The following is a 22,122-nucleotide window of genomic DNA, read 5'->3' on the forward strand; positions in this document are numbered from 1 at the left end:
CTCAGGCCTCCGTCTCGCGAACGCGGGGATCGAGGATGGCGTACGCGATGTCCGCCAGAATGTTGGCGACCAGTACCGCCAGGACGAGCACGAGGAAGATTCCCTGCATCAGGGCGTAGTCCTTCGCATTCGTCGCGTTGAGCAGCAGCAGTCCGATGCCCGGGTAGGAGAACACCATCTCCATCACGAGCGTGCCGCCGACGATGAACCCGAGGGCGAGGGCGAAGCTCTGGATCTGAGGCAGCACGGCATTGCGCGCCGCGTAGCGCCAGAGCACCCGCCGGTCCGGCATCCCCTTCGCCTGTGCCACCGTGATGTAGTCCTCGTCGAGCACCGTCAGCATCATGTTGCGCATGCCCAGCACCCAGCCCCCGACCGACGCTATGACGATGGTGAGGGCGGGCAGTGCTGCGTGGGATATCACCTCGGAGATGAAGTCCAGGTTGAAGCCGGGCGTCACGCCGAGCTCGTACGCGTGGCCGGCCGGGAACCAGCCGAGCAACGACGCGAACACCGCGATGAAGATCAGACCGAGCCAGAAGTAGGGCACGGTGCCGAGGAAGGTCGTCACGGGGACCAGGAAGTCGAGGCGCCCGCCGCGGCGCCAGCCGACGACGGCGCCCACGATGGTTCCGACGACGAACGAGATGATGGTCGCGATGCCGACGAGCGAGAGCGTCCACGGGAGTGCCGCGCCGATGACCTCGCTCACGGGAGCCATGCCGCTCGAGATCGAGATGCCGAGATCGCCATGCAGCAGCATCCCCCAGTAATGCCAGTACTGCTGCCACAGGGACGTCGAGTTGTCGAGACCGAACTGGATTCGCAACGCCTTCTCGGCCGAGGGCTGCAACAGGCCACGGCTCTGCGCCATGTAGGCCTGAACGGCATCGCCCTTCATCATCCGAGGGATGAAGAAGTTGATGCTGATGGCGGCGAATGCGGTGAACGCGTAGAACAGCACACGGCCGCCGATGAATCGCCACGGCACGCGACTGCCGCCGCGCTCGGCCTTCGTCGCGGTTGTCCCGACGAGGGTCGGATCGAACTGCACGGCATCGGATTGCGCACCACTGACCGGCGCGGCAACGATCGGCGCGGCTCCGAGCCCGGGCGCGACGGCAGCCTGCACGCCGACGGCCTCATTCTCGGGGTTCCGGCTGTCCGGACCGGGGCCAACGGTCGTTGACGTATCTGCGCTCATCGCACACCTCCGAGAGTCCGTGCCGACCGGTCGCGGAAGAACTCCTCCGGATCGGGTGAAGCCGCCCGCAACTCCTGGGTGTACGGGTCGTGCGGATGGAGGATGACGTCGTCCGCCGTCCCACGCTCGACGACCTTGCCCTGGTTGAGCACCATGATCTCGTCACTGAAGTGGCGAGCGGTAGCGAGGTCGTGGGTGATGTAGAGCACACCGAGCCCTTCCTCGCGCTGCAGGTCGGCGAGCAGGTTCAGGACTCCGAGTCGAATCGACACGTCCAACATCGAGACCGGCTCGTCGGCGACCAACAGGGAGGGACGGGATGCCAGCGCGCGCGCGATCGCCACGCGCTGGCGCTGTCCGCCGGACAGCTCGTGGGGACGTCGCTCCATCACGGCGTCGGGCTCCAGTCGAACGCGCAGCAGCAGGCGTCGCACTTCGTCGTCGAGTTGGTCGCGCGGAACCACCTTGTCCAGCCGCAAAGGCCGCTCGATGTGATGGCGAATCGAGTGGTACGGATTCAGGGACGCGAACGGATCCTGGAACACCATCCGGAGCTGCTGGCGGTATTTGCGAAGACCCTTGCCTCCGCGCGGGATGGGAGCGCCGTCGAGCAGCACTTCGCCGCGGGTGGGCGTCTCCAGCTGCGTGAGGATCTTCGCGATCGTCGACTTGCCGCTGCCCGACTGGCCGACGAGACCGATGGTCTGGTGCGAGCGCAGAGTGAAGCTGACCTCGTCGAGAGCCTTGATCTGGCCGAAGCCGCGGACGTTGTAGATCTTGGTGACATTCTTGAACTCGAGAGTGGTCATCGGACCACCACTCCCTTCTCGCCAGTGAGGCGGGGGAACGAGCTGAGCAGGCTCCGGGTGTACTCGTGCTCGGGATCGGACCAGATCTGCTCCGAGGTGGCGAGCTCGACGATCGCACCCTCGCGCATGATCGCGATGCGGTCGCTGATCTCCAGCAGCAGCGGAAGGTCGTGGGTGATGAAGATCACCGAGAACCCGAATTCGTGCCGGAGTTGCGAGATCTGCTTGAGGATCTCGCGCTGCACCAGCACGTCGAGAGCGGTCGTCGGCTCGTCCATGACCATGAGCTGAGGGCGCAGCGCCAGGGCCATCGCGATCATGACTCGCTGGCGCATGCCACCGGACAGCTCATGAGGGTAGGAGCGGATTCGCGCTCCCCCCACCTTGACGATCTCGAGCAGATCGACGACGGCCGCCCGGCGTTCCGTGCGGTTCATCTCGGGACGGTGGATGAGGAACACGTCATCCAGCTGCGCCCCGATCGTCGTGACCGGGTTGAGGGCGTTCATCGCCCCTTGGAAGACCATCGAGATCTTGTCCCACCGGAACCGGCGCATCTCCTCCACACCGAGGGAGTTGATGTCGATGTCTTCTCCGTCGGCGTCGTGGAAGACCACGTCGCCGCTGGTGATCACCGCAGGCGGCTTGAGGAGTCGCTGGATGCCGTAGGCGAGCGTGGTCTTGCCACTCCCGCTCTCTCCGGCGAGCCCGACGATCTCACCGCGCTCGATGTCGATGGTGACGTTCTTGACCGCCGCGACGGGCGGATCCACGTCATACACGACTGAGAAGTCGCGGATGGAAAGGAGGGGATCTGTCATGGGTTGAACACTTTCAGGCTCACAGCACGCGCAGGCCGGGGTGGATGGGGCGTGAGGTCCACCATCCACCCCAGCTGCGCTGGATTGCTACTTGACGGACTTCAGGTTCATCAGAACCTGGACGGCCGTCGCCGCGATCGGATCGGCGGTGGCGTACTGGTCGTCCTCGCTCGGCCAACCGGTGAACGTGCGAGTGTTGTACTCGGCCAGCGTGGGGTGGGTGCCGATCGGGATGGCGGGCACGTCGTCGACGAAGATCTTCTGGATCTTGGCGAGGGCGTCCGTGCGGGTCGCGTCATCCGATGCACTGGCGTACTGCTGGAGCAGCTTGGTCGCCTCCGGGTTGCTGTAACGCCCGAAGTTGTCGGAGACCTGCCCGCCCGATGCCTGGTCGACGTAGGCACTGTTCATCGTGTCGTCGTAGATGTGCCACGGGTTCGAGCCGGAGCCCGACCAGTGCAGCGCGGCGTCGAAGTTGCCGGACGACATGTTCCCGAACCACGTGTTGGCGTCCGGCGTGGCGACCTGAGCGTCGGCACCGAGAGTGCTCTTGATCTGCGTCGCCGCCAGCTGGATCCCGGTGACGTAGTCGTTCCAGCCCTGCGGGTCCTGCAGAGTGAAGGAGACCGGCTTGCCGGACGGATCCATGAGCGCACCGTTCGTCCAGGTGTAACCGGCGTCGGTGAGCACCTTCTTCGCACCGTCGACGTCGATCTTGAAGGTCTTGTCCTGGTACTCCGGAGCGATGTACTGGTCACCGGTGGGCTGAGGGATGCCCGTGACGTTCGTCAGCTCGGGGCCGGCATTGCTGCGCGCCTTCTCGGCGTGCGCCTTGCGATCGAGCACCATGTTGACTGCCTTGCGGAACGCCACGTTGTCGAACGGAGCCTTGGTCGTGTTGACCAGGATCATGTCCGGGCTGAGGACGTTGGCGCCCCAGAACACGTTGTGCTTCGGGTCCTTGTCGACGTAGTTCTTCTGGAAGTCCGTGATGAAGATCTGGGCCCAGTCGGTCTCACCGCTCTGCAGCGCGCGCAGCAGGCCGGTGTTGTCGTTGTACTCGAGGTACTTCAGCGTGCCGACGGGAACCTTGCCGCCCCAGTAGTCGGTGCGAGCCTTGAGGACGACGCCCTGCGAGGAGAACGTGCCGATCGTGTAGGGGCCCGTGCCGACGGCCTTCTTGACGGGATCCTTCGCCGGATCCTTGACGTCCTTCCACAGGTGCTCGGGGACGATGGTGGTCCCCAGGACGTCGCCCTGCTTGACGAACTTCGACTCGCTGAACTTCAGGACGACGTTGCCACCGTCCTTCTTGACGTCGGAGAGCTTCAGACCAGCGAGGTCAAGAGCAGGAGTCTTCTTGATCAGTTCGAAGGTGAAGACGATGTCGTCAGCGGTGAACGGCTTGCCGTCATTCCACTTGACGTCCGCACGCGGCGTGACGGTCAGCTCGGTGTAGTCGCTGTTCCACTTCACCTTCGAGGCCAACCAGGGGGTCGTCTCGTTCTTGCCGACGGGGTTCACCATGGCGAGGGGTTCGTAGATCATCCGGTCGTAGCCGAGGGACATACCCGAGCCGGTGCTGATGAACGGGTTGTTGATCTGTGTGGCGAGGACGGATGAGCCGTCCGGCTTCGCGATCGTGAGCGAACCCGTGCCGGATGCGCCGCCGGACGACGGCGTAGAGCATCCGGTCAAAGCGAGCGCGCTGAGCGCGAGAACCGCGCTCCCCACGATCAGGTGTTTTTTGAGCCTCATTGCTTCTCCTTTGTGAAACACATCTCTGTGTCCCTCTGTGCGGGGTGGACCGGATGACCGGTCAATTCGCTTACTTGCGAGTAAGTAAGCTGAACAGACAGTACTGGATAGTATTTCACTTCACAAGCAGACCCGACGGAGAGTCATGAGCACGGGGAACACCAGTCAGGCGCGTCCTGAGACGGAACGCAGGCGCACCGAGATCCTCCGCGCCGCCCTCGACATCTTCGGCGCGAAGGGGTCGACGAACGGAACTCTCAGCGATATCGCCGATGAAGTCGGGATGACTCATGCCGGCGTGCTGCACCACTTCGGGTCGAAGCAGCGGCTGCTGCTGGAGATGCTCGAGTTCCGCGACCGCGACGATGTCGCCGGTCTGGCGGAGCGCCACATCCCGGGGGGTCCCGCGTTGTTCGCTCACCTCGTCGGAACGGCATTGCGCAACTCCCTGCGCCCCGGCATTGTTCAGGCCTATGCGGTTCTCTCCGCCGAGTCCGTCACCGACGGGCACGCCGCCCGCGAGTTCTTCCGGAAGCGCTATCGCGTTCTCCGCGAGGACGTGGATGCGGCGTTCCGCGAACTGTGCGCGCAGGAGGACGTGAGCGACTCCGACAGGATCGACAAGGCCGCTGCGTCAATCCTCGCGGTGATGGACGGACTCCAGTTGCAGTGGCTCCTCGACCCGTCGATCGTCGATCTCGCCGACACCAGCGAGTTCGCCATCGAGGCGATCGTCAACGGCGTCATGCACCCGGGCCCGGCGCTGTACTCGTACGTCCACGACGCCTGATCGCCTGTGCTCCACCGCCGTATCCGTCGTGAATCTGACGGCGGACCCGCGGACCTTGACGAGCGAACCCGCTATCGACACCACCGGGGCTACCCGCGCCGCGCAAAAGTAATAGCCCGAACCCGCATTCTGCGGGTCCGGGCTATTCCGATGTCCTACGACATCACATTGTCGGGCTGACAGGATTTGAACCTGCGACCCCCTGACCCCCAGTCAGGTGCGCTACCAAGCTGCGCCACAGCCCGATGCCCCGGCTGGCCGAGGCAACCTGACAATCGTACCCTGTCGCGGCCGGTCCCATGAACGGGCGGAAACGCCACCGGGCGCGGGACGCGCTTGTATCGGCCGCGGCCGGTAGGGTGACGCCATGACGGACAGTGAGGTGCGCATCGTTCCGGTCGACGAGGCCCCGTGGGCGGATGTCGAGCTCGTGTTCGGCACGCGCGGCGATCCGTCCACGTGCTGGTGCCAGTTCTTCAAGCTCACGAACGAGGAGTTCAAGACGGCCTCGCGGGACGTCTGCCGAGACGCCCTGCGGGATCAGGTCGCGACCCTCGATCCGCCACCCGGCGTCGTCGCCTACCGGGGAGACGAGGCCGTCGGATGGTGCGCCGTCGAGCCGCGCGTCAATTATCCGCGCGTGCTGACTTCACGCGTCATCGACGGAAGCGAGGAGCCTCTCAGTGACGCGGGCGTCTGGGCTATCACCTGCTTCGTGGTGCGTGTCGGGCACCGGCGTCAGGGCATCGGCGGCAACCTCCTGGCAGGCGCCGTCGATCAGGCACGTCGGCACGGCGCCCGGGTCATCGAGGGCTATCCGGTCGACACCGCCGGAGAGAAGTCCCCCTCCGCCGACCTCTATCACGGCACCCTCACCCAGTTCCTCCGGGCCGGCTTCGAGCTGGTGGCCATCCCATCGCCGCACCGCGCCGTCGTTCGACTCGTCGCGTGATGTCGGCGCATCCGGTCACGGCCGGCGAGGGGGCCCTCATCGCCCTGCAAGCCATCGCCGACCAGCTGCGGCAGACCGAGGGTCCCGCCCTTCGAGATGAGACGGATGCCGTGCACCAGCATCGCACCGCCGTGCGGCGGATGCGCAGCGTTCTCGCCGCCTACCGACCGCTGTTCGATCGCGCCGCGACGGAACGGCTGCGCATCCACTTCGCGACCTGGGGCGGCCAGCTCGGGGTGGTGCGCGACATCGAGGTGCGCGCCGAGGTGGCCGAGGACATCCTCAGCGGCGACGTCGACCTCGACCGTCGGCGTCGGCTAGTGGACGCCGAACGGGCGGAATATCTCGTCGCCCACGCCCGGCTCGTCGAACTGCACTCGTCGCCGCGGACGGCCCAGCGCCTGCGGGAGCTCGAGCTCTTCCTGGCCGACCCGCCGTTCACCGAGCGTGCCGCGCGTGAGGCGGGGGCGACCATCCGCGCCATCCTGGTGAAGGAGGCGCGACGGGTGAGACGCGCCGGCGAGGGGATCGATGGAACGCTCGATGCCTACCATCACGTTCGGAAGGCCGCCCGTCGACTGCGCTACGCGGTCGAAGCCGTCACGGAGGAGCCGCTCGGCATGTTCGGGAAGAAGGCGCGCGCCCTGGCCGACTCCGGCGAGCGCGTGCACGACCTGCTGGGCGAGAATCGCGACGCCCTCATCCTCACCGAGCGCCTGCGGATCGCTCAGGCGCACGCCGGGAGAGCCGGCGAGCGAGCGGACGCCTACGACGAGTTGATCCACGCGACGCACCGCACTGCGGACGACCGGCTCGCCCAGCTGGACGGTGCCTTGACGGACATCCGCTCGGCGGCGAAGGCGTTCGCCTGACGTCCGGAGGGCGCGGCGTTCGGCCCTAGGGTGAGCGTATGGCAGAGGATGCAGCTGAGTCGTCGGCGCTCGGCGCCCTGCGCTTCGACCACGCCCACGTCACCACCCAGCACGAGCGCAAGGACGCGGGGCGTGCTGCGCGGGCTCGGGTTCCGCGGTCGGCGCACGCGGAGTACCGGCCGTCCCTGGATCGCGATCCGCTGGGCATCATCGAGCGCCAGAACGCCCACCGGCTCGACTGGCTGGTCCCCCTCCGCACCGAGCGGATGCTGGCGAGCCCGTTCGCCTTCTACCGCGGTACCGCGGCGCTGCAGGCCGCCGATCTCGCAGGCGGCGTCACGACGGGCGCCCACGTGACACTCTGCGGCGATGCGCACATCACGAATTTCGGGCTCTACGCCTCGCCGCAGCGCACGCTGGTCTTCGACCTCAACGACTTCGACGAGTCGGCAGCCGGACCATGGGAGTGGGACGTCAAGCGCCTGGTCACCAGCGTGATCGTCGCCGGGCGCGAGAAGGGATTCGAGGCCAAGCGCATCCGCTCCGCCGCCGTCGCCTCCGCCCGCTCGTACCGCACGTCGCTCGCCGGATTCCTCCGGCTCGATCCGCTCCGCCGGTTCTACCTGCGCGCCGATGTCGAGACGAGGATGACCCCGTTCGGCGCGAGCACCCGCCACGCCATCGCCGACGCGGTCAGCGCGTCGAAGAAGCGCACCTCGGCGCGTGCATTCGCGAAGATCACGGAACGGGCGGATGACGGCAGCGTGCGCATCGTCGAGCAGCCGCCCACCCTCACCCACGTACCGGCCGAGATGGAGGGCCGGGTCGGCGCCCTCGTCGAGCTCTACCTCGCGACGCTCCCTCCCGAGCTCGCGCTGCTGTTGTCGCAATACACGGCAACGGATGTCGCGCGCCGCGTGGTCGGGGTCGGCAGCGTCGGCACGCGCTGCTACATCGTCGTGCTCACCGGCCCACTGGGCGAGCCCCTCGTGCTGCAGGTGAAGGAGGCGGGGCGCTCCGTGCTGAACGAGTACGGCGCCCTCCCTTCGATCGCCACGCCCGGGGTCGACGCCGTGCAGCTGGTCGACGAACCCGGTTACCGTGTGGTCGCGAGCCAGCGCATCCTGCAGGCGGTGTCCGATCCGTTCCTCGGCTATCTCTCGGTGGACGGCCGCGGCTATTACGTGCGACAGTTCCGCGACCGCAACGTCTCGTTCGACGTCGCAGCGTTGGGGCAGAAGCCGTTCACCGACTACGTCGCCGCGTGCGCGTCCATGCTGGCGCGCGCGCACGCGCAGAGTCCCGACGCCGCCTTCGTGAGCGGCTACCTCGGCAGGTCGAGTGTGTTCGACGAGGCGGTCGTCGACTGGTCGGAGGCCTACGCCGACCAGTCGTTCGCCGACTTCACGGCGTTCCGCGCAGCTCAGGCGAGCGCGAGCACCCCGTCGTAGACGAGTTCGGCCGGACCCGAGAGCGCGACGTGCTCGCCATCCTCGGCGGGGAACATCCGCACGCCCACCCGTCCGCCGGGAACGTCCACGCGCCAGTCGTTCGGCGCACCCTTGCCGGCCCAGTACCGCACGGCGAGGGCCGCAGCCACGGCGCCGGTGCCGCACGAGAGCGTCTCGCCGGAGCCGCGTTCGTGCACGCGCATGCGGATGCGCCCGACGCCGTCGTGCACCAGCGGATCGTGCGGAAGCACGAACTCCACGTTGACGCCCTCCGTCGGTTCTGGATCCAGTTGCGGGATGACGCTGAGGTCGATGCCTTCGAGCTCCTCCTCGTCGGCGAGGGCCACCACCACGTGCGGATTGCCGACGTTGATGCCGAGCCCTGGCCGCGCCACCTCGAGCTCACGCGCACGCACGAGCGGTTCACCGCCGTCGAGTCGCCAGCGACCCATGTCCACTTGGAACCCGGTGCCGGAGCGCTGCAGGTCGCGCACTCCCCCGCGGGTGCCGATCGCCACGGAATCCCCCTCGGCGAAGTCGATGAGGCCCTGGTCGATGAGGAAGCGGGCGTAGACGCGGATGCCGTTCCCGCACATCTCCGAGACCGTTCCATCCGAGTTCCAGTAGTCCATGAACCACTCCGCCGACGCGTCCTCGGCGAGCGCGGCGGCTCCATCGGGCAGGTTTGCGGAACGCACGGCGCGGATGATGCCGTCGGCGCCGACCCCGAAATGCCGATCGCAGATGAGCGCGATCTGCTCGGGGGCGAGGACGATGTCGCCATCGGGGTCGGCGAAGAGCACGAAGTCGTTGCCCGTGCCGTGCCCCTTGGTGAATTGCAGGTCCATCGCCATGCCGATCAGTCTAGGGGCGGCCGGACGACCCTCCCGCGGGCCCCGACGGCGGCCGCATCGGCTCGAGGATCCACACCGACCAGACGTGGGAGAGCACCGGCGGGCGCGTCGATCAGACCTCGACGATCGACTCGACAGTTCGCTGCGACGCCGCATCCGAGGCGTCCGAGTCGAACCAAGCGAACCCGGGATAGCGCTTGAACCAGCTGACCTGCCGCCGGGCGTAGCGACGGGTGAGCGCTTGGGTCTCCGTGATCGCCTCGGCCTCGCTCGCCTCTCCCCGCAGCTGGGCGAGCGCCTGCGCGTAGCCGATGGCGCGGCTCGCGGTCACACCCCGTTCGATACCGGCGGGAACCAGCTCCTGCACCTCGCGCAGCATGCCATCGCGCCACATGTCCCTCACGCGTGCGTCCAGACGCTCCACCAGACGTTCGCGCGGTGTGGTGAGCCCGACGCCGAGCATCGGCAGCCAGGGAACCGGCTCATCGGGAAGCGAAGCGGCGTGCGGCTCGCCCGTGATCTCGATGACCTCGAGCGCGCGCACCAGGCGGCGCCCGTTGTGCGGACCGATGCGGTCAGCGGCGTTGGCGTCGAGCTCTCGGAGTCGGCGATGCAGCATTCCGGGACCCTGCTCGGCGAGGTCGGCCTCGAGGTGCGCGCGCAGCGCGGCATCCGTCCCGGGAAAGCGGAAGTCGAAGATGACGGCAGACACGTAGAGGCCCGACCCCCCGACCACGATCGGCACGGCGCCGCGTGAACGGACCTGCTCGATCACCCCACGAGCCTCAGGCTGGTACCGCGCGACGCTGGCCTCCTCCGTCACGTCGAGCACGTCGAGAAGGTGGTGCGGCACGCCGCGACGCTCGGATGCGGCGAGCTTCGCCGTGCCGATGTCCATGCCGCGGTAGAGCTGCATGGCGTCGGCGTTGATGATCTCGGACGCCCGGCCCCGAGCGGCCAGCCTTTCGGCGATGTCGAGGGCCAGCGCCGACTTGCCGGTCCCGGTCGCACCGACCACGGCGACGAGCGGGGCGGCGGCCTCAGTGGAGGTGGTCACCCGAGGTGTGCACGGGCGTCAGCGCGAGGTCATGGGGTGCGCGGATGGTCGGCAGCCCGAGCGATACGGCGCCACCCGACGGCCCAGACGCCGGTACGGCGCAGGAGTCGGCCTCGGCGCGGTCCCACGCGTCGCCGGCGCGCGTGCGGCGGATGCGGAGCGTGCTGCCCTCCGGAGCGTCGGCGATCAGGTGGAAGGGCGCTGCGGCGGTGACCACGACGCTGACGACGTCACCGGGTCGCGGCGTCGCCGACCCGGCCGGCACGTCGAAGTGCACGAGCCTGCTGTCTTCAGCGCGGCCGGACAGGCGATGGGTGGCCGCGTCCTTCTTGCCCTCGCCGTTGGCCACGAGCACGTGGACCTCGCGACCGATGACCTTCTGGTTCTCTTCCCACGAGATGCGATCCTGCAGGGCGAGGAGCCGCTCGTAACGCTCCTGAACCACGTGCTTCGGCACCTGGTCGGGCATGGTGGCGGCCGGCGTGCCTGGGCGGATGGAGTACTGGAACGTGAACGCCGAGGCGAACCGCGCCGCTTCGACGACGCGCATCGTCTCGAGGAAGTCCTCCTCGGTCTCGCCGGGGAACCCGACGATGATGTCGGTGGAGATGGCGGCGTGCGGCATCTTCGCCCGCACCCGGTCGAGGATGCCGAGGAACTTCTCGGAACGGTACGAACGGCGCATCGCCTTGAGGATGCGGTCGGATCCCGACTGCAGCGGCATGTGCAGCTGAGGCATGACGGCGGTGGTCTCGGCCATCGCCTCGATCACGTCATCCGTGAACGCGGCGGGGTGGGGACTGGTGAAGCGGATGCGCTCGAGTCCGTCGATCTCGCCTGCGGCGCGCAGCAGCTTGCCGAACGCCTGGCGGTCGCCGAACTCGACGCCGTAGGAGTTGACGTTCTGGCCCAGAAGGGTGACCTCGATGGCGCCGTCATCGACGAGGGACCGGATCTCGCCGAGAACGTCGCCGGGCCGACGATCCTTCTCCTTGCCGCGCAGGGACGGCACGATGCAGAACGTGCAGGTGTTGTTGCAGCCGACCGAGATGGACACCCAGCCGCTGTAGCTGGAATCGCGCTTGGTGGGCAACGTCGACGGGAAGGTCTCGAGCGCCTCGAGGATCTCGATCTGCGCCTCGTCGTTGTGACGGGCCCGCTCGAGAAGACGGGGCAGCGCGCCCATGTTGTGGGTGCCGAAGACGACGTCGACCCACGGCGCCTTTTCGAGGATGACCGACTTGTCCTTCTGGGCCAGGCAGCCGCCGACGGCGATCTGCATCCCCGGATGCCGACGCTTGACCGAGGCGAGGTGCCCCAGGTTGCCGTAGAGCTTGTTGTCGGCGTTCTCGCGCACCGCACAGGTGTTGATGACCACGACGTCGGCATCGCCACCCGTGGCACGGGTGTAGCCGGCGGACTCCAGCGATCCGCTGAGCCTCTCGGAGTCATGCACGTTCATCTGGCAGCCGAAGGTACGCACCTCGAACGTGCGTGCGGCTCCGTCGGCACCGACCGCGGCCGGAGACGGCGCGATGACGGTGGGCGCGCTGCTGACGGTGATGCTCATGGACAACAAGTGTACGTTCAGCGCACCGAGCGTCCGGCCGCCTGCAGCGCGGCCTTCACCGCCTCACGCGAGACGCTCGAGGAATAGCCCTTGCGCATGAGGAATCCGAGCAGTCGCCGCTCGGCGGTCGCATCGTCCAGGTCGCCCATTCGTCGCGCCCTCTGATCGGCCGATGCCGTAGCGGGGCCGACCTCGTCGACGTCGAGCGTGTCGAGCACCTCGTAGATGACGCACGGGTCGATCTGCCGACGCCGCATCTCCGCCTCGACGGCCGACCGGCCGAGCCCCTTGCGCTCGTGGTGGGTGTGCACGATCTGCTCGGCGAGGCGCTGCTCATCGAGGTAGCCCAGCCGCTCGTAGCGCTCGAGCAGCTCGTCGGCCTCCTCGCCGTACACCCCGACCTCCGAGAGAACGCCCTCGGCCTCGGCGTGGGAGAGGGAACGTGCCCTGAGCCGCCGGGTCAGCACGTTCTCGGCGGCCAGGAGCGTCGTCTCGACATCGGCGGGCGTGGTCTCCCCCACTGCCTCGGGCGCAGCCCACGGCAAGTACGAAACCGGGGCGAGAGACTCCGTCGATCGTTCGGGCGATGCCATCGAGTTCTCCTCCCCGGTCCCGGTCATGATGCTGCGCTCAGGCGCCCTTGCGCTTCGCGTCCAGCGAGGGGATGTCGCTCGCGACATTCGCCGCAGCCGCGGCGGCTCCGGCCGCTCCGACACCGAGCTTGCCGAGGATCTTCGTCTCGATCTCCTGGGCGATGTCGGCGTTGGCGATGAGGAAGTTGCGCGAGTTCTCCTTGCCCTGCCCGAGCTGGTCGCCGTCGTAGGTGTACCAGGCGCCCGACTTCTTGACGATGCCCTGGTCGACACCGAAGTCGATGAGGCTGCCCTCGCGGGAGATACCGACGCCGTAGAGGATGTCGAACTCGGCCTGCTTGAAGGGCGGCGCCATCTTGTTCTTGACCACCTTGACGCGAGTGCGGTTTCCCACGGCCTCTGTGCCGTCCTTGAGCGTCTCGATACGACGGATGTCGAGTCGAACGGACGCGTAGAACTTGAGCGCCTTACCGCCGGCGGTGGTCTCGGGGCTGCCGAAGAACACGCCGATCTTCTCGCGCAGCTGGTTGATGAAGATCATCGTGGTGTTGGTCTGGTTGAGCCCGCCGGTGAGCTTGCGGAGCGCCTGCGACATGAGCCGGGCCTGGAGGCCGACGTGCGAGTCGCCCATCTCGCCCTCGATCTCGGCTCGGGGCACGAGCGCCGCGACGGAGTCGATGACGATGAGGTCGATGGAACCCGAGCGCACCAGCATGTCGGCGATCTCGAGGGCCTGCTCACCGGTGTCGGGCTGAGAGACCAGGAGGGAGTCGATGTCGACGCCGAGCTTTCGGGCGTACTCGGGGTCGAGGGCGTGCTCCGCGTCGATGAACGCCGCGATGCCGCCCGCGCGCTGAGCGTTGGCGATCGCGTGCAGGGTGAGCGTGGTCTTTCCGGAGGACTCGGGGCCGTAGATCTCCACGATGCGCCCACGGGGAAGACCGCCGATGCCGAGCGCGACGTCGAGCGCGATCGAACCTGTGGGGATGATCTCGACGGGTGCGCGATCGTCGCTGCCGAGGCGCATGACGGAACCCTTGCCGAACTGGCGGTCGATCTGGGCGAGCGCGGTCTCGAGGGCCTTCTCGCGGTCTGCTGGTGTGGGCATCGGTCTCTCCTTCTGTCGTCAACTGTGTCGCCTGTAGGCTGTCGTGCCGGTCACCGGCCCGAGCGTTGCTCGGAACTCGGCACCCGACTGACAAGGCAGTCAGCAGTTCGTCGCTGATGGGTGAGACGCTACGCCGACCCTCTGACATCCCTGCTGGAGGATTCGGATCAGTGGACAACCCGTCTTCGATGTGCTGCTGGTGAGGAGCCTAGCAATCTCCGAATACATGTTCGAGAGGACGACGGCGTGTCGGCATCGCCGCACGCCTCACCGACGCGGTTCGCGCAATCCCGCTCCGTGCCGATGCGAGAGAGGAACATCCGTCTCTTCGCAGAGGGCCAGCCAGACCGCGCGCGGCGCCGTACCCGCCTCGAGCGCCTCGTCACCGGTATGGTTGGCGAGCGCGGGCAGCACCAGATCGCGCAGCAGCGATCGACCGTACGCCTCGCCGAACTCCTCGGTGACGGCCAGCCGGAACTCGCTCAGCTTCACGGGCGCCCTCCTGGACGTGGGAAACGCCAGCCGATCACGAGGATCGGCTGGCGTTCGGATGAGTCGATGTGCTCAGCGCGAGACGAGCTCGTCGAAGTCGACGACGAGGTCCTCCGGCACCGTGTCGGGGATCGGGTTGATCCCCTCGAGGACGGCGAGCCGGTCGCCGACCTCGCGCATGATGACCGAGATGGGCGTGTCGAGGGCGTCGGCCACCGAGGCGAGGATCTCGCTCGAGGCCTCCTTCTGACCGCGCTCGACCTCACTGAGGTAGCCGAGGGCGACGCTCGCCTTGCTGGCCACCTGACGAAGGGTGCGCCCCTTCTGCAGACGGAAGTCCCTGAGAACATCGCCGATTTCCTGACGAACCAGAATCATTGGAACCCCCTTCTCTCTGCCAGCGGCCCGGACTGGTGCCGGGTGGAAAAGTGTACGACACTTTGCCTGAGATCAAGCCTACTGCCGCCCACTCGAGCTTTCCGCGTGGATACGCACGATGTAACCGCGAGTTAACGCGGGCTATTCCGGCTGAGCTGGCAACTCGCCGAGAGCCAGGTCGAGCGCGGCGGCGACGGTCGATGCTCGGATCTTCGCCCGCGAACCGCCGAAGGCGAAGCGTCCGACACGGACGCGATCACCGACGGCGACGGCCACGAACACCGTTCCGACCGGATGCCCGTCCTGCGAGTCGGGCCCGGCGACCCCTGTGGTGGCCACACCGACATCCGCCGGTATTCCGTCGACCGCCGTCGCCGAACGGATGCCGCGGGCCATCTGCGCGGCCACCTCGGCGTGCACGGCGCCGTGCTCATCGAGAAGAGTCTGGTCGACCCCGAGCAACGTGTGCTTGAGCGGGGTGGCGTAGGCCACCACCCCTCCGCGCACGACGGCCGAGGCTCCGGGGATGCGGACCAGCTCGGCCACGAGCAGTCCACCGGTGAGCGACTCGGCGAAGGCGATGGTCAGCCGGCGGGCAGCCAGCGCCTCGACGAGCTCCGCGGCCGCGTCGCCCGCAGGCGAGTCGAGGCGCTCAGGCAGGTCGACGCGCTCAGGCATCCGGCGACGTCGAGGCCGTCGGCGCCGATCGCTTCAACCGGTACGCGAGCACGAGGTACTCGACGCCCGACCAGACCGTGAGGACCAGCGCGGCGGCCATGAACAGGAAGTTCACGACGTCGATCCACGAGCCGAGCAGACGATCGAGCGGGACGAGGTAGAGCGAGATGGCGACGGCCTGGACGACGGTCTTGAGCTTGCCGCCCCGGCCGGCCGGGACCACATTGCGATGGGAGAGCTCGACGAACCGCCAGATGGTGATTCCGACCTCGCGCACGACGATGACGATGGTCACCCACCACCACACCTCCCCGAGGATCGACAGGCACACCAGGGCTCCGCTGGTCAGCAGCTTGTCGGCGATGGGGTCGAGGATCTTGCCGAGGTCGGTGACGAGGTTCTTGCGGCGGGCGATCGCGCCGTCGACGCCGTCAGTCGCGATGGCGATGATGAACAGGGCGGCCGCGGCCCACCTCAGCGGGCCGTCGGCTCCGGCATCCGCCAGCAGCATCCAGAAGAACACCGGTGCCAGGATGATGCGCACGACCGTGATGATGTTGGGCGCGTTCCAGTTGGAGGCCCGCGCCGGGGCGTCCGATGCGACCATGCTCTAGTCCCTGCCGGTGAGGTTCCAGGCGTCCTCGTCCGAGTCGCCGTCCTCCTCAGGATAACCCTCGGTCATCCGTGCGACGGGGTCGCCGCCATAGGGGTCGGATGCTGCAGGGTTCGGCGCCGTTGGGGCGACGGCGGCAGGCGCGCCGTCCTCACCGCGGAGCCGGGCCAGCACACCGGGCAGCTGTTCGGCCGTCACGAGCACATCGCGCGCCTTCGACCCCTCGGAGGGGCCCACGATCTGGCGCGACTCGAGCAGGTCCATGAGACGCCCGGCCTTCGCGAAGCCGACGCGGAGCTTGCGCTGCAGCATCGAGGTGGAACCGAACTGCGTCGAGACCACGAGCTCGGCTGCCGCGAGCAGCAACTCGAGGTCGTCGCCGATGTCGGAGTCGATCTCCTTGCGCTCCGTGACGGCGGCGACATCCACCCGATAGTCGGGGCTGGCCTGCCGCGTGACGTGCTTGACGACGCGCTCGATCTCACTCTCGCTGACCCACGCCCCTTGCACGCGCAGCGCCTTGGACGCGCCCATGGGAAGGAAGAGCGCGTCGCCCTGTCCGATGAGCTTGTCGGCGCCCGGCTGGTCCAGGATGACGCGGGAGTCGGTGACGCTCGTTACGGCGAAGGCCAGTCGACTGGGCACGTTGGCCTTGATGAGGCCCGTCACGACGTCGACGCTCGGGCGCTGGGTGGCGAGCACCAGGTGGATTCCGGATGCCCGAGCCAGCTGCGTGATGCGCACGATCGAGTCCTCTACGTCGCGCGGGGCCACCATCATGAGGTCGGCGAGCTCATCGACCACGACGAGGAGGTAGGGGTAGGGCTTCAGCACGCGTTCGCTGCCCGGGGGCAGGATGATCTCGTTGCCCACGACCGCCTTATTGAAGTCGTCGATGTGACGGAAGCCGAACGACGCGAGGTCGTCGTAGCGCATGTCCATCTCCTTCACGACCCACTGCAGCGCCTCGGCGGCTTTCTTGGGGTTCGTGATGATGGGCGTGATGAGGTGCGGCACCCCCGCGTACGGCGCGAGCTCGACGCGCTTGGGGTCGATGAGCACCATGCGCACGTCGGTCGGCTTGGCGCGCATGAGCAGGCTCGTGATCATGGAGTTGACGAAGCTCGACTTGCCCGAGCCGGTCGATCCGGCGACCAGGAGGTGGGGCATCTTGGCGAGGTTCGCGACGACGAAACCGCCGCCGACGTCCTTGCCGACGCCGATGGTCATGGGGTGGGTCGACTTGGCCGCCACCCCCGAGCGCAGCACGTCCCCGAGGGTCACGATCTCGCGGTCGCTGTTGGGGATCTCGATGCCGATGGCGCTCTTGCCGGGAATGGGCGAGAGGATGCGCACCTCGTTGGATGCGACGGCGTAGGACAGATTCTTCGCGAGCGCGGTGACGCGCTCCACCTTGACGCCCGGACCGAGCTCGACCTCGTACTGCGTGACGGTCGGGCCGCGCGAGAAGCCGGTGACGCGGGCATCGACGGAGAACTGGTCGAGCACCGTGGTGATGGCGCGCACGACCTCGTCGTTGGCGGCGGACCGCGTCTTGGCGGGCGCACCGGCGGCGAGGGTCGATGCGGCCGGCAGGTGGTACGGGGCGGTGGGCTGAGCGTCAGCCGGCACGGCGGAGGTCGGGTCGAACGCGGTCTCCGCATCCGCGACGAATCCGGGCAGCAGTCCGGGAGCCGCATCGGCAGCGCCCTCGACGGCCAGCTCGGGAGCCCCGCCCGTGAACGCCTTGACGGCCGCTTCGGCGTCGTTGATGGTGGCGATGACATCCGTCGCCTGGCCGTCGGTCGGCGAATCCGAGACGATCGGGCTCGCGAAGCCGCCCTGCGCGGAACCCCCGAAGATGGCCTCGATGCCGTCGACGCCGGGCGCCTCCGAATCCGGCGCCTCCTCACGACCGCTGGCGTTGCGGCGCCACCAGGGCAGGTTGCCCTCGGCGGGCTGCTCGTCGTCGATGCCCTCGAGCTCTCCCTGCGCGAACTTCTCCTTCGCGTCCTTGGCTTCTTTCGCGGCCCTGCGCTCGTCCTCGTCGGGCAGCGTCGCGCCGAACAGCCACGCGTAGAGCTCGTGGAAGCGCTGCGGCACGCGGTTCGGCGGCGTCTTGGTCATGATGAGCAACGAGAGGGCGATGAGGAGCACCATCACGAGCACGGCGAGCCAGCCGCCCACGAGCAGCAGCGGCCAGGTGATCATCCAGCCCAGGATGCCCCCGGCGCGCGCCAGCCCGACCATGCCGTGCGTCGGCGAGGGCTGGCCGCCGAACACCTGGCAGATTCCGGCGATGGAGACGAGCAGGATGCCGAGCCCGATGCCGATGCGCGAGTTGTCGTGGACCGACGCCGGATGCCGGAACAGCCAGACGGCGAACAGCAGCATGATGATCGGCAGGCCGAAGGCGACGCGGCCGAGCAGGCCACCGAACGTCCAGGCGTCGAGGGTCTGGGCGACAGGGCTGTCGATGAGGAACCACTCGACGACCGCGCCCGCGACGGCGAGCAGCACGATGAAGAAGGGGAGGCCGTCGCGGCGCTCCTCCTTGGCGAGCTTCTCGGGCCCGAGTGCGCGGGCCGCTCCCCCGGCGATATGGGCGACGCCCATCCAGGCGCGACGCAGGATCGGGTCGTGTTCGACCGGCGCGGCCAGCTTCACCGTCTTGGCGGTGCCGGTGCGCGTCGCCGCGGGCTTGGCGGCGCCACGGGAGGTGCCCGTGGATCGGGCGCGCGCAGTCGCCTTGGTGCTCGTAGCCATGGAATCCACGGTACTTGCGCCCGCCGTCATTCCTCGGGAGGCGGGCTCGGGTGTCGCCCGTGCCCCGCACCTGCGGGCGCTCAGCTGAGGTTGCGGACCATCGTCTCGCGGGAGCCGGGGGTCGATACGTTGATGAATCCCTCGCTCCGATAGAGGGCCATGGCGTGGTTGGCATGCTCGACGCTGAGGGCGAGCTGGCGGTAGCCGCTCTGACGCGCGAGCGACACCGTCTCGCGCAGGAGTGCCCGACCGACTCCCTGCGCTCGCCAGATGGGACTGACCCCGAGGATGAGCTCGGGCACGCCGACGCCGACGAAGCCGTGACCGGGGGCGTTGGACGGGAACAGCCGGAACCAGCACGCACCGATCGGTGCGCCCTCGGCATCCGTCGCCACCACTCCGACGTCGCTCGGGCGCTGCCATCCGCTCACGTAGCGCCGGTAGGCGGGATCCGCGAGCACCGAGATGCGCTGGCGCGCGGCCGAGTAGTTCCAGTTGGCAGCCTCGACGACCATGTCGGTGAGAAACCTCGAGTCGCTCCCGACGGCTCTCCGCAGGCTGACGGCCGTCATGGGCCGATGCTACGACCGTCGTGTTTCCGGCCTGTTACGGCCGTCGAGCCCCAGAAGGTGCCCGCGCCTACGCCTCGATGACGAGTGGCACGATCATCGGGCGACGGCGCAGCGTGCGCCCGACCCAGGTGCCCAGCACGCGGCGCACGACCTGCGACAGCGCGTGCGAGTCGCGCACTCCCGACTGCGCCGCCTCGGCGAGCGCCGACACGATCTTGGGACGGATGCTGTCGAACACGGCGTCGTCCTCGGCGAACCCGCGGGCGTGGATCTCAGGACCGACGATCACCTTGCCCGTCGATGCGTCGACCACCACGATGACGGAGATGAAACCCTCCTCACCGAGGATGCGGCGGTCCTTGAGGTCGGCATCCGTGATCTCGCCCACGGTCGACCCGTCCACGTAGACGAAGCCGAGGTCGAGCTGACCGGCGACGCGGACGTTGCCGTCCTTCATGTCGAAGACGGTGCCGTCCTCGCCGAGGAAGACGTTCTCCGTCGGGATGCCCGTCTCGCGGGCGAGGGCGGCATTGGCGTTGAGGTGGCGGTACTCGCCGTGCACGGGCAGCACGTTCTTCGGCTGCAGGATGTTGTAGACGTAGAGCAGCTCGCCAGCGGCCGCGTGGCCCGAGACATGCACTTTCGCGTTGCCCTTGTGCACGACGTTCGCACCGAGCTTCGTGAGGCCGTCGATCACGCGGTAGACCGCATTCTCGTTGCCGGGGATGAGGCTCGAGGCGAGGATGACGGTGTCGCCTTCGCCCACCTCGACCTGGTGGTCGCGGTTGGCCATCCGGCTGAGCACGGCCATCGGCTCGCCCTGCGAACCCGTGGACATGTAGACGATCTTGTCGTCGGGGATGTTGCCGGCCTTCTTGTAGTCGATCAGCACTCCCTCGGGCACCTTGAGGTAGCCGAGGTCGGCGGCGATGGTCATGTTGCGCACCATGCTGCGGCCGAGGAGGGCCACCCGGCGACCGTTCGCGTGGGCGGCGTCGAGCACCTGCTGCACGCGGTGGACGTGGCTCGAGAAGCTCGCGACGATCACACGACGTGGCGCCTTGGAGATGACCTGATCGAGCACGGGGCCGATGGCGCGCTCCGTCGGCGTGAAGCCCGGGACATCCGCGTTGGTGGAGTCGACGAGGAACAGGTCCACCCCGCTACGGCCGAGGCGCGCGAACTCGCGGAGGTCGGTGAGGCGGCCGTCGAGCGGCAGCTGGTCCATCTTGAAGTCGCCGGTGGCGAGCACGGTGCCGGCCGCCGAGTGGATGACGACGGCGAGCGCGTCGGGAATGGAGTGGTTGACCGCGATGAACTCGAGGTCGAACGGCCCCATCGCCTCCATGTCGCCTTCCTTGACGGCGAGGCTGTACGGCGCGATGCGGTGCTCCTTGAGCTTCGCCTCGACGAGGGCGAGCGTGAGCGCCGACCCGATCAGCGGGATGTCGGCCCGCAGCTTGAGCAGGTACGGCACCGCGCCGATGTGGTCCTCATGGCCATGCGTGAGCACGACACCCACGACGTCGTCGAGACGGTCACGGATGGGGGTGAAGTCGGGCAGGATCAGGTCGACGCCCGGCTGGTGCTCCTCGGGGAAGAGCACACCGCAGTCGACGATGAGGATTTTGCCGTCGATCTCGAAGGTGGTCATGTTGCGACCCACCTCGCCGAGACCGCCGATGGGGGTGACGCGCAGGGTGCCCGGTTCGAGCGGAGCTGGTTCGTGGACGTCGTTGGGCATGTGCCCTCCTGAAGTTTCTGTCATCGAGTCGTGCCCGCGATGCGCGGGAGCGCACCGCCGGCTGCCGCATTGCGGTCGGGGCGGAAGTTGGAGAAGTCGACACCGGGGATGTCGCGCACGAGGTCGATCTCGTCCTCGATCTGCGCGGCCTCCCATTCCTCGGGGCCGACGAGGGGAAGGCGCACGCGCGGGCTGCCGATGCGACCGAGGCCGTGCAGGATGTACTTGGCTGCGACGGTGCCGGGAACGTGGGTCATCACCGCGCGCACGAGCGGTTCGAGCTTGCGGTGGGCATCCGTCGCCGTCGCGAGGTCGCCCGCGTTCACCGCGTCGATGATGGTGCGGTACGGCGTCGGCGCGATGTTGGCGGTAACGCCGATGAGGCCGGATGCGCCGATCGCGAGGTGCGGCAGGATGTTGGCGTCGTCGCCCGAGAAGTACAGCAGGTCGGTCTGGTTGAGGACCCGGCTGACCTCGCTGAAGTCACCCTTGGCGTCTTTGACGGCGAGCACGTTGGGGTGCTTCGAGATGCGCAGGATGGTCTCGTACGTGATGGGAACGCCCGTGCGTCCTGGGATGTCGTAGAGGATGACGGGCAGGTCGGTCGCATCCGCGATCATGCGGAAGTGCGTGAGGATGCCCGCCTGGGTCGGCTTGTTGTAGTACGGCGTGACGATCATGACGCCGTCGGCGCCGGCCTGCTCGCTCTTCTTGTAGAGCTCGATCGCGTGGGCGGTCTCATTGGATCCGCCGCCCGTGATGATCTTGGCGCGATCGCCCGCCACGTCCTTGCCCACCTCGACGAGCTTGATCTTCTCCGGGTCGGTCAACGTGCTGGTCTCGCCCGTGGTGCCTGTGACGACGATGCCGTCTGCTCCAGCGTTGATGACGTCGTCGATGTGCTTCTCGACGCCCGGCCAGTCCACCTCACCGTCGGCGGTGAAAGGAGTGACGAGGGCGACAAGGACCTGACCGAAGGGATTCTGCGTCGACACGTGCTTCAGCGTATCGGTTCGGGTTGCGGCGGCGCCGACCGTTAC

General features: G+C 67.9%; 21 protein-coding genes and 1 tRNA gene. 4 read left to right on the forward strand and 18 right to left on the reverse strand.

The annotated features are described in order from the left end of the window. Position 1 precedes the first annotated feature (1 nt). From E6C70_RS05295 to E6C70_RS05310, 4 genes are all read right to left on the reverse strand, one after another. Positions 2-1,204: an ABC transporter permease gene (locus E6C70_RS05295; protein ID WP_136422902.1), complete on the reverse strand. Its 1,203-nt coding sequence runs from the start codon at positions 1,202-1,204 to the stop codon at positions 2-4. After that, on the reverse strand, positions 1,201-2,013 hold the full coding sequence (locus E6C70_RS05300) for an ABC transporter ATP-binding protein (RefSeq protein WP_136422904.1): 813 nt from the start codon (positions 2,011-2,013) through the stop codon (positions 1,201-1,203). Before E6C70_RS05300 ends, E6C70_RS05295 begins: the two co-directional genes overlap by 4 nt. Next, entirely contained in the window at positions 2,010-2,834 is an 825-nt protein-coding gene (locus tag E6C70_RS05305; RefSeq protein ID WP_136422906.1) for an ABC transporter ATP-binding protein, read from the reverse strand. Before E6C70_RS05305 ends, E6C70_RS05300 begins: the two co-directional genes overlap by 4 nt. A gap of 87 nt (positions 2,835-2,921) precedes the next feature. Further along, entirely contained in the window at positions 2,922-4,592 is a 1,671-nt protein-coding gene (locus tag E6C70_RS05310) for an ABC transporter substrate-binding protein (protein WP_136422908.1), read from the reverse strand. A 145-nt stretch (positions 4,593-4,737) separates the two neighbouring features. Between E6C70_RS05310 and E6C70_RS05315 the strand changes: the two genes are divergently transcribed. After that, positions 4,738-5,382 (forward strand): TetR/AcrR family transcriptional regulator, encoded by a 645-nt coding sequence (locus tag E6C70_RS05315; protein WP_136422910.1) that lies wholly within the window; start codon positions 4,738-4,740, stop codon positions 5,380-5,382. Positions 5,383-5,553: 171 nt separating this feature from the next. Here E6C70_RS05315 and E6C70_RS05320 read toward each other — a convergent pair. Next, a tRNA-Pro gene (locus E6C70_RS05320) sits at positions 5,554-5,627 on the reverse strand. Between the two features lie 122 nt (positions 5,628-5,749). Between E6C70_RS05320 and E6C70_RS05325 the strand changes: the two genes are divergently transcribed. From E6C70_RS05325 to E6C70_RS05335, 3 genes are read left to right on the forward strand one after another with little or no spacing between them, the layout of a single operon-like run. Further along, positions 5,750-6,334, forward strand: coding sequence for a GNAT family N-acetyltransferase (locus E6C70_RS05325; RefSeq protein ID WP_136422912.1), 585 nt, complete (start codon positions 5,750-5,752; stop codon positions 6,332-6,334). Beyond that, complete coding sequence (locus E6C70_RS05330) at positions 6,334-7,206, forward strand: CHAD domain-containing protein (RefSeq protein WP_207670036.1); 873 nt, start codon at positions 6,334-6,336, stop codon at positions 7,204-7,206. The genes E6C70_RS05325 and E6C70_RS05330 overlap by 1 nt, the downstream gene beginning before the upstream one ends. A 38-nt stretch (positions 7,207-7,244) precedes the next feature. Next, positions 7,245-8,657, forward strand: coding sequence for a DUF2252 domain-containing protein (locus E6C70_RS05335; protein WP_136422916.1), 1,413 nt, complete (start codon positions 7,245-7,247; stop codon positions 8,655-8,657). Here E6C70_RS05335 and dapF read toward each other — a convergent pair. The 13 genes from dapF to dapA all read right to left on the reverse strand — a co-directional run bounded on the left by dapF (position 8,630) and on the right by dapA (position 22,077). Then, the gene (gene dapF, locus E6C70_RS05340) at positions 8,630-9,505 is read right to left on the reverse strand and encodes a diaminopimelate epimerase (RefSeq protein ID WP_235833325.1); all 876 of its coding nucleotides are present in this window, start codon (positions 9,503-9,505) and stop codon (positions 8,630-8,632) included. The two genes, E6C70_RS05335 and dapF, sit on opposite strands and share 28 nt — an antisense overlap. Before the next feature lie 118 nt (positions 9,506-9,623). Continuing rightward, on the reverse strand, positions 9,624-10,568 hold the full coding sequence (gene miaA / locus E6C70_RS05345) for a tRNA (adenosine(37)-N6)-dimethylallyltransferase MiaA (protein ID WP_136422920.1): 945 nt from the start codon (positions 10,566-10,568) through the stop codon (positions 9,624-9,626). After that, positions 10,552-12,138 carry a tRNA (N6-isopentenyl adenosine(37)-C2)-methylthiotransferase MiaB gene (gene miaB / locus E6C70_RS05350; RefSeq protein ID WP_136422922.1) on the reverse strand — a complete coding sequence of 529 codons (1,587 nt, stop codon included), beginning with the start codon at positions 12,136-12,138 and terminating at the stop codon, positions 10,552-10,554. The genes miaA and miaB overlap by 17 nt, the downstream gene beginning before the upstream one ends. A 17-nt stretch (positions 12,139-12,155) precedes the next feature. Next, positions 12,156-12,731, reverse strand: a complete 576-nt coding sequence (locus E6C70_RS05355; RefSeq protein ID WP_168770857.1) for a regulatory protein RecX — start codon at positions 12,729-12,731, stop codon at positions 12,156-12,158. A gap of 37 nt (positions 12,732-12,768) precedes the next feature. Next, positions 12,769-13,839, reverse strand: a complete 1,071-nt coding sequence (recA, locus tag E6C70_RS05360) for a recombinase RecA (protein WP_136422926.1) — start codon at positions 13,837-13,839, stop codon at positions 12,769-12,771. A gap of 267 nt (positions 13,840-14,106) precedes the next feature. Then, complete coding sequence (locus tag E6C70_RS05365) at positions 14,107-14,331, reverse strand: DUF3046 domain-containing protein (protein WP_136422928.1); 225 nt, start codon at positions 14,329-14,331, stop codon at positions 14,107-14,109. Between the two features lie 72 nt (positions 14,332-14,403). Further along, positions 14,404-14,709 carry a helix-turn-helix domain-containing protein gene (locus E6C70_RS05370; protein WP_136422930.1) on the reverse strand — a complete coding sequence of 102 codons (306 nt, stop codon included), beginning with the start codon at positions 14,707-14,709 and terminating at the stop codon, positions 14,404-14,406. Positions 14,710-14,850: 141 nt separating this feature from the next. Next, positions 14,851-15,387, reverse strand: coding sequence for a CinA family protein (locus E6C70_RS05375; protein ID WP_136422932.1), 537 nt, complete (start codon positions 15,385-15,387; stop codon positions 14,851-14,853). Continuing rightward, the gene (gene pgsA / locus E6C70_RS05380) at positions 15,380-15,994 is read right to left on the reverse strand and encodes a CDP-diacylglycerol--glycerol-3-phosphate 3-phosphatidyltransferase (protein WP_136422934.1); all 615 of its coding nucleotides are present in this window, start codon (positions 15,992-15,994) and stop codon (positions 15,380-15,382) included. The genes E6C70_RS05375 and pgsA overlap by 8 nt, the downstream gene beginning before the upstream one ends. A gap of 3 nt (positions 15,995-15,997) precedes the next feature. Further along, a complete protein-coding gene (locus E6C70_RS05385; RefSeq protein ID WP_136422936.1) occupies positions 15,998-18,766 on the reverse strand; it encodes an FtsK/SpoIIIE family DNA translocase in 2,769 nt (922 codons plus the stop codon). 80 nt (positions 18,767-18,846) lie between these two features. Beyond that, a complete protein-coding gene (locus E6C70_RS05390) occupies positions 18,847-19,338 on the reverse strand; it encodes a GNAT family N-acetyltransferase (protein ID WP_136422939.1) in 492 nt (163 codons plus the stop codon). A gap of 67 nt (positions 19,339-19,405) precedes the next feature. Next, a complete protein-coding gene (locus E6C70_RS05395) occupies positions 19,406-21,082 on the reverse strand; it encodes a ribonuclease J (protein ID WP_136422941.1) in 1,677 nt (558 codons plus the stop codon). 20 nt (positions 21,083-21,102) lie between these two features. Continuing rightward, positions 21,103-22,077: a 4-hydroxy-tetrahydrodipicolinate synthase gene (dapA, locus tag E6C70_RS05400; RefSeq protein ID WP_136422943.1), complete on the reverse strand. Its 975-nt coding sequence runs from the start codon at positions 22,075-22,077 to the stop codon at positions 21,103-21,105. Between the last annotated feature and the right edge of the window lie 45 nt (positions 22,078-22,122).

This window comes from Orlajensenia flava (assembly GCF_004801905.1).
Classification (GTDB): Bacteria; Actinomycetota; Actinomycetes; order Actinomycetales; family Microbacteriaceae; genus Orlajensenia; species Orlajensenia flava.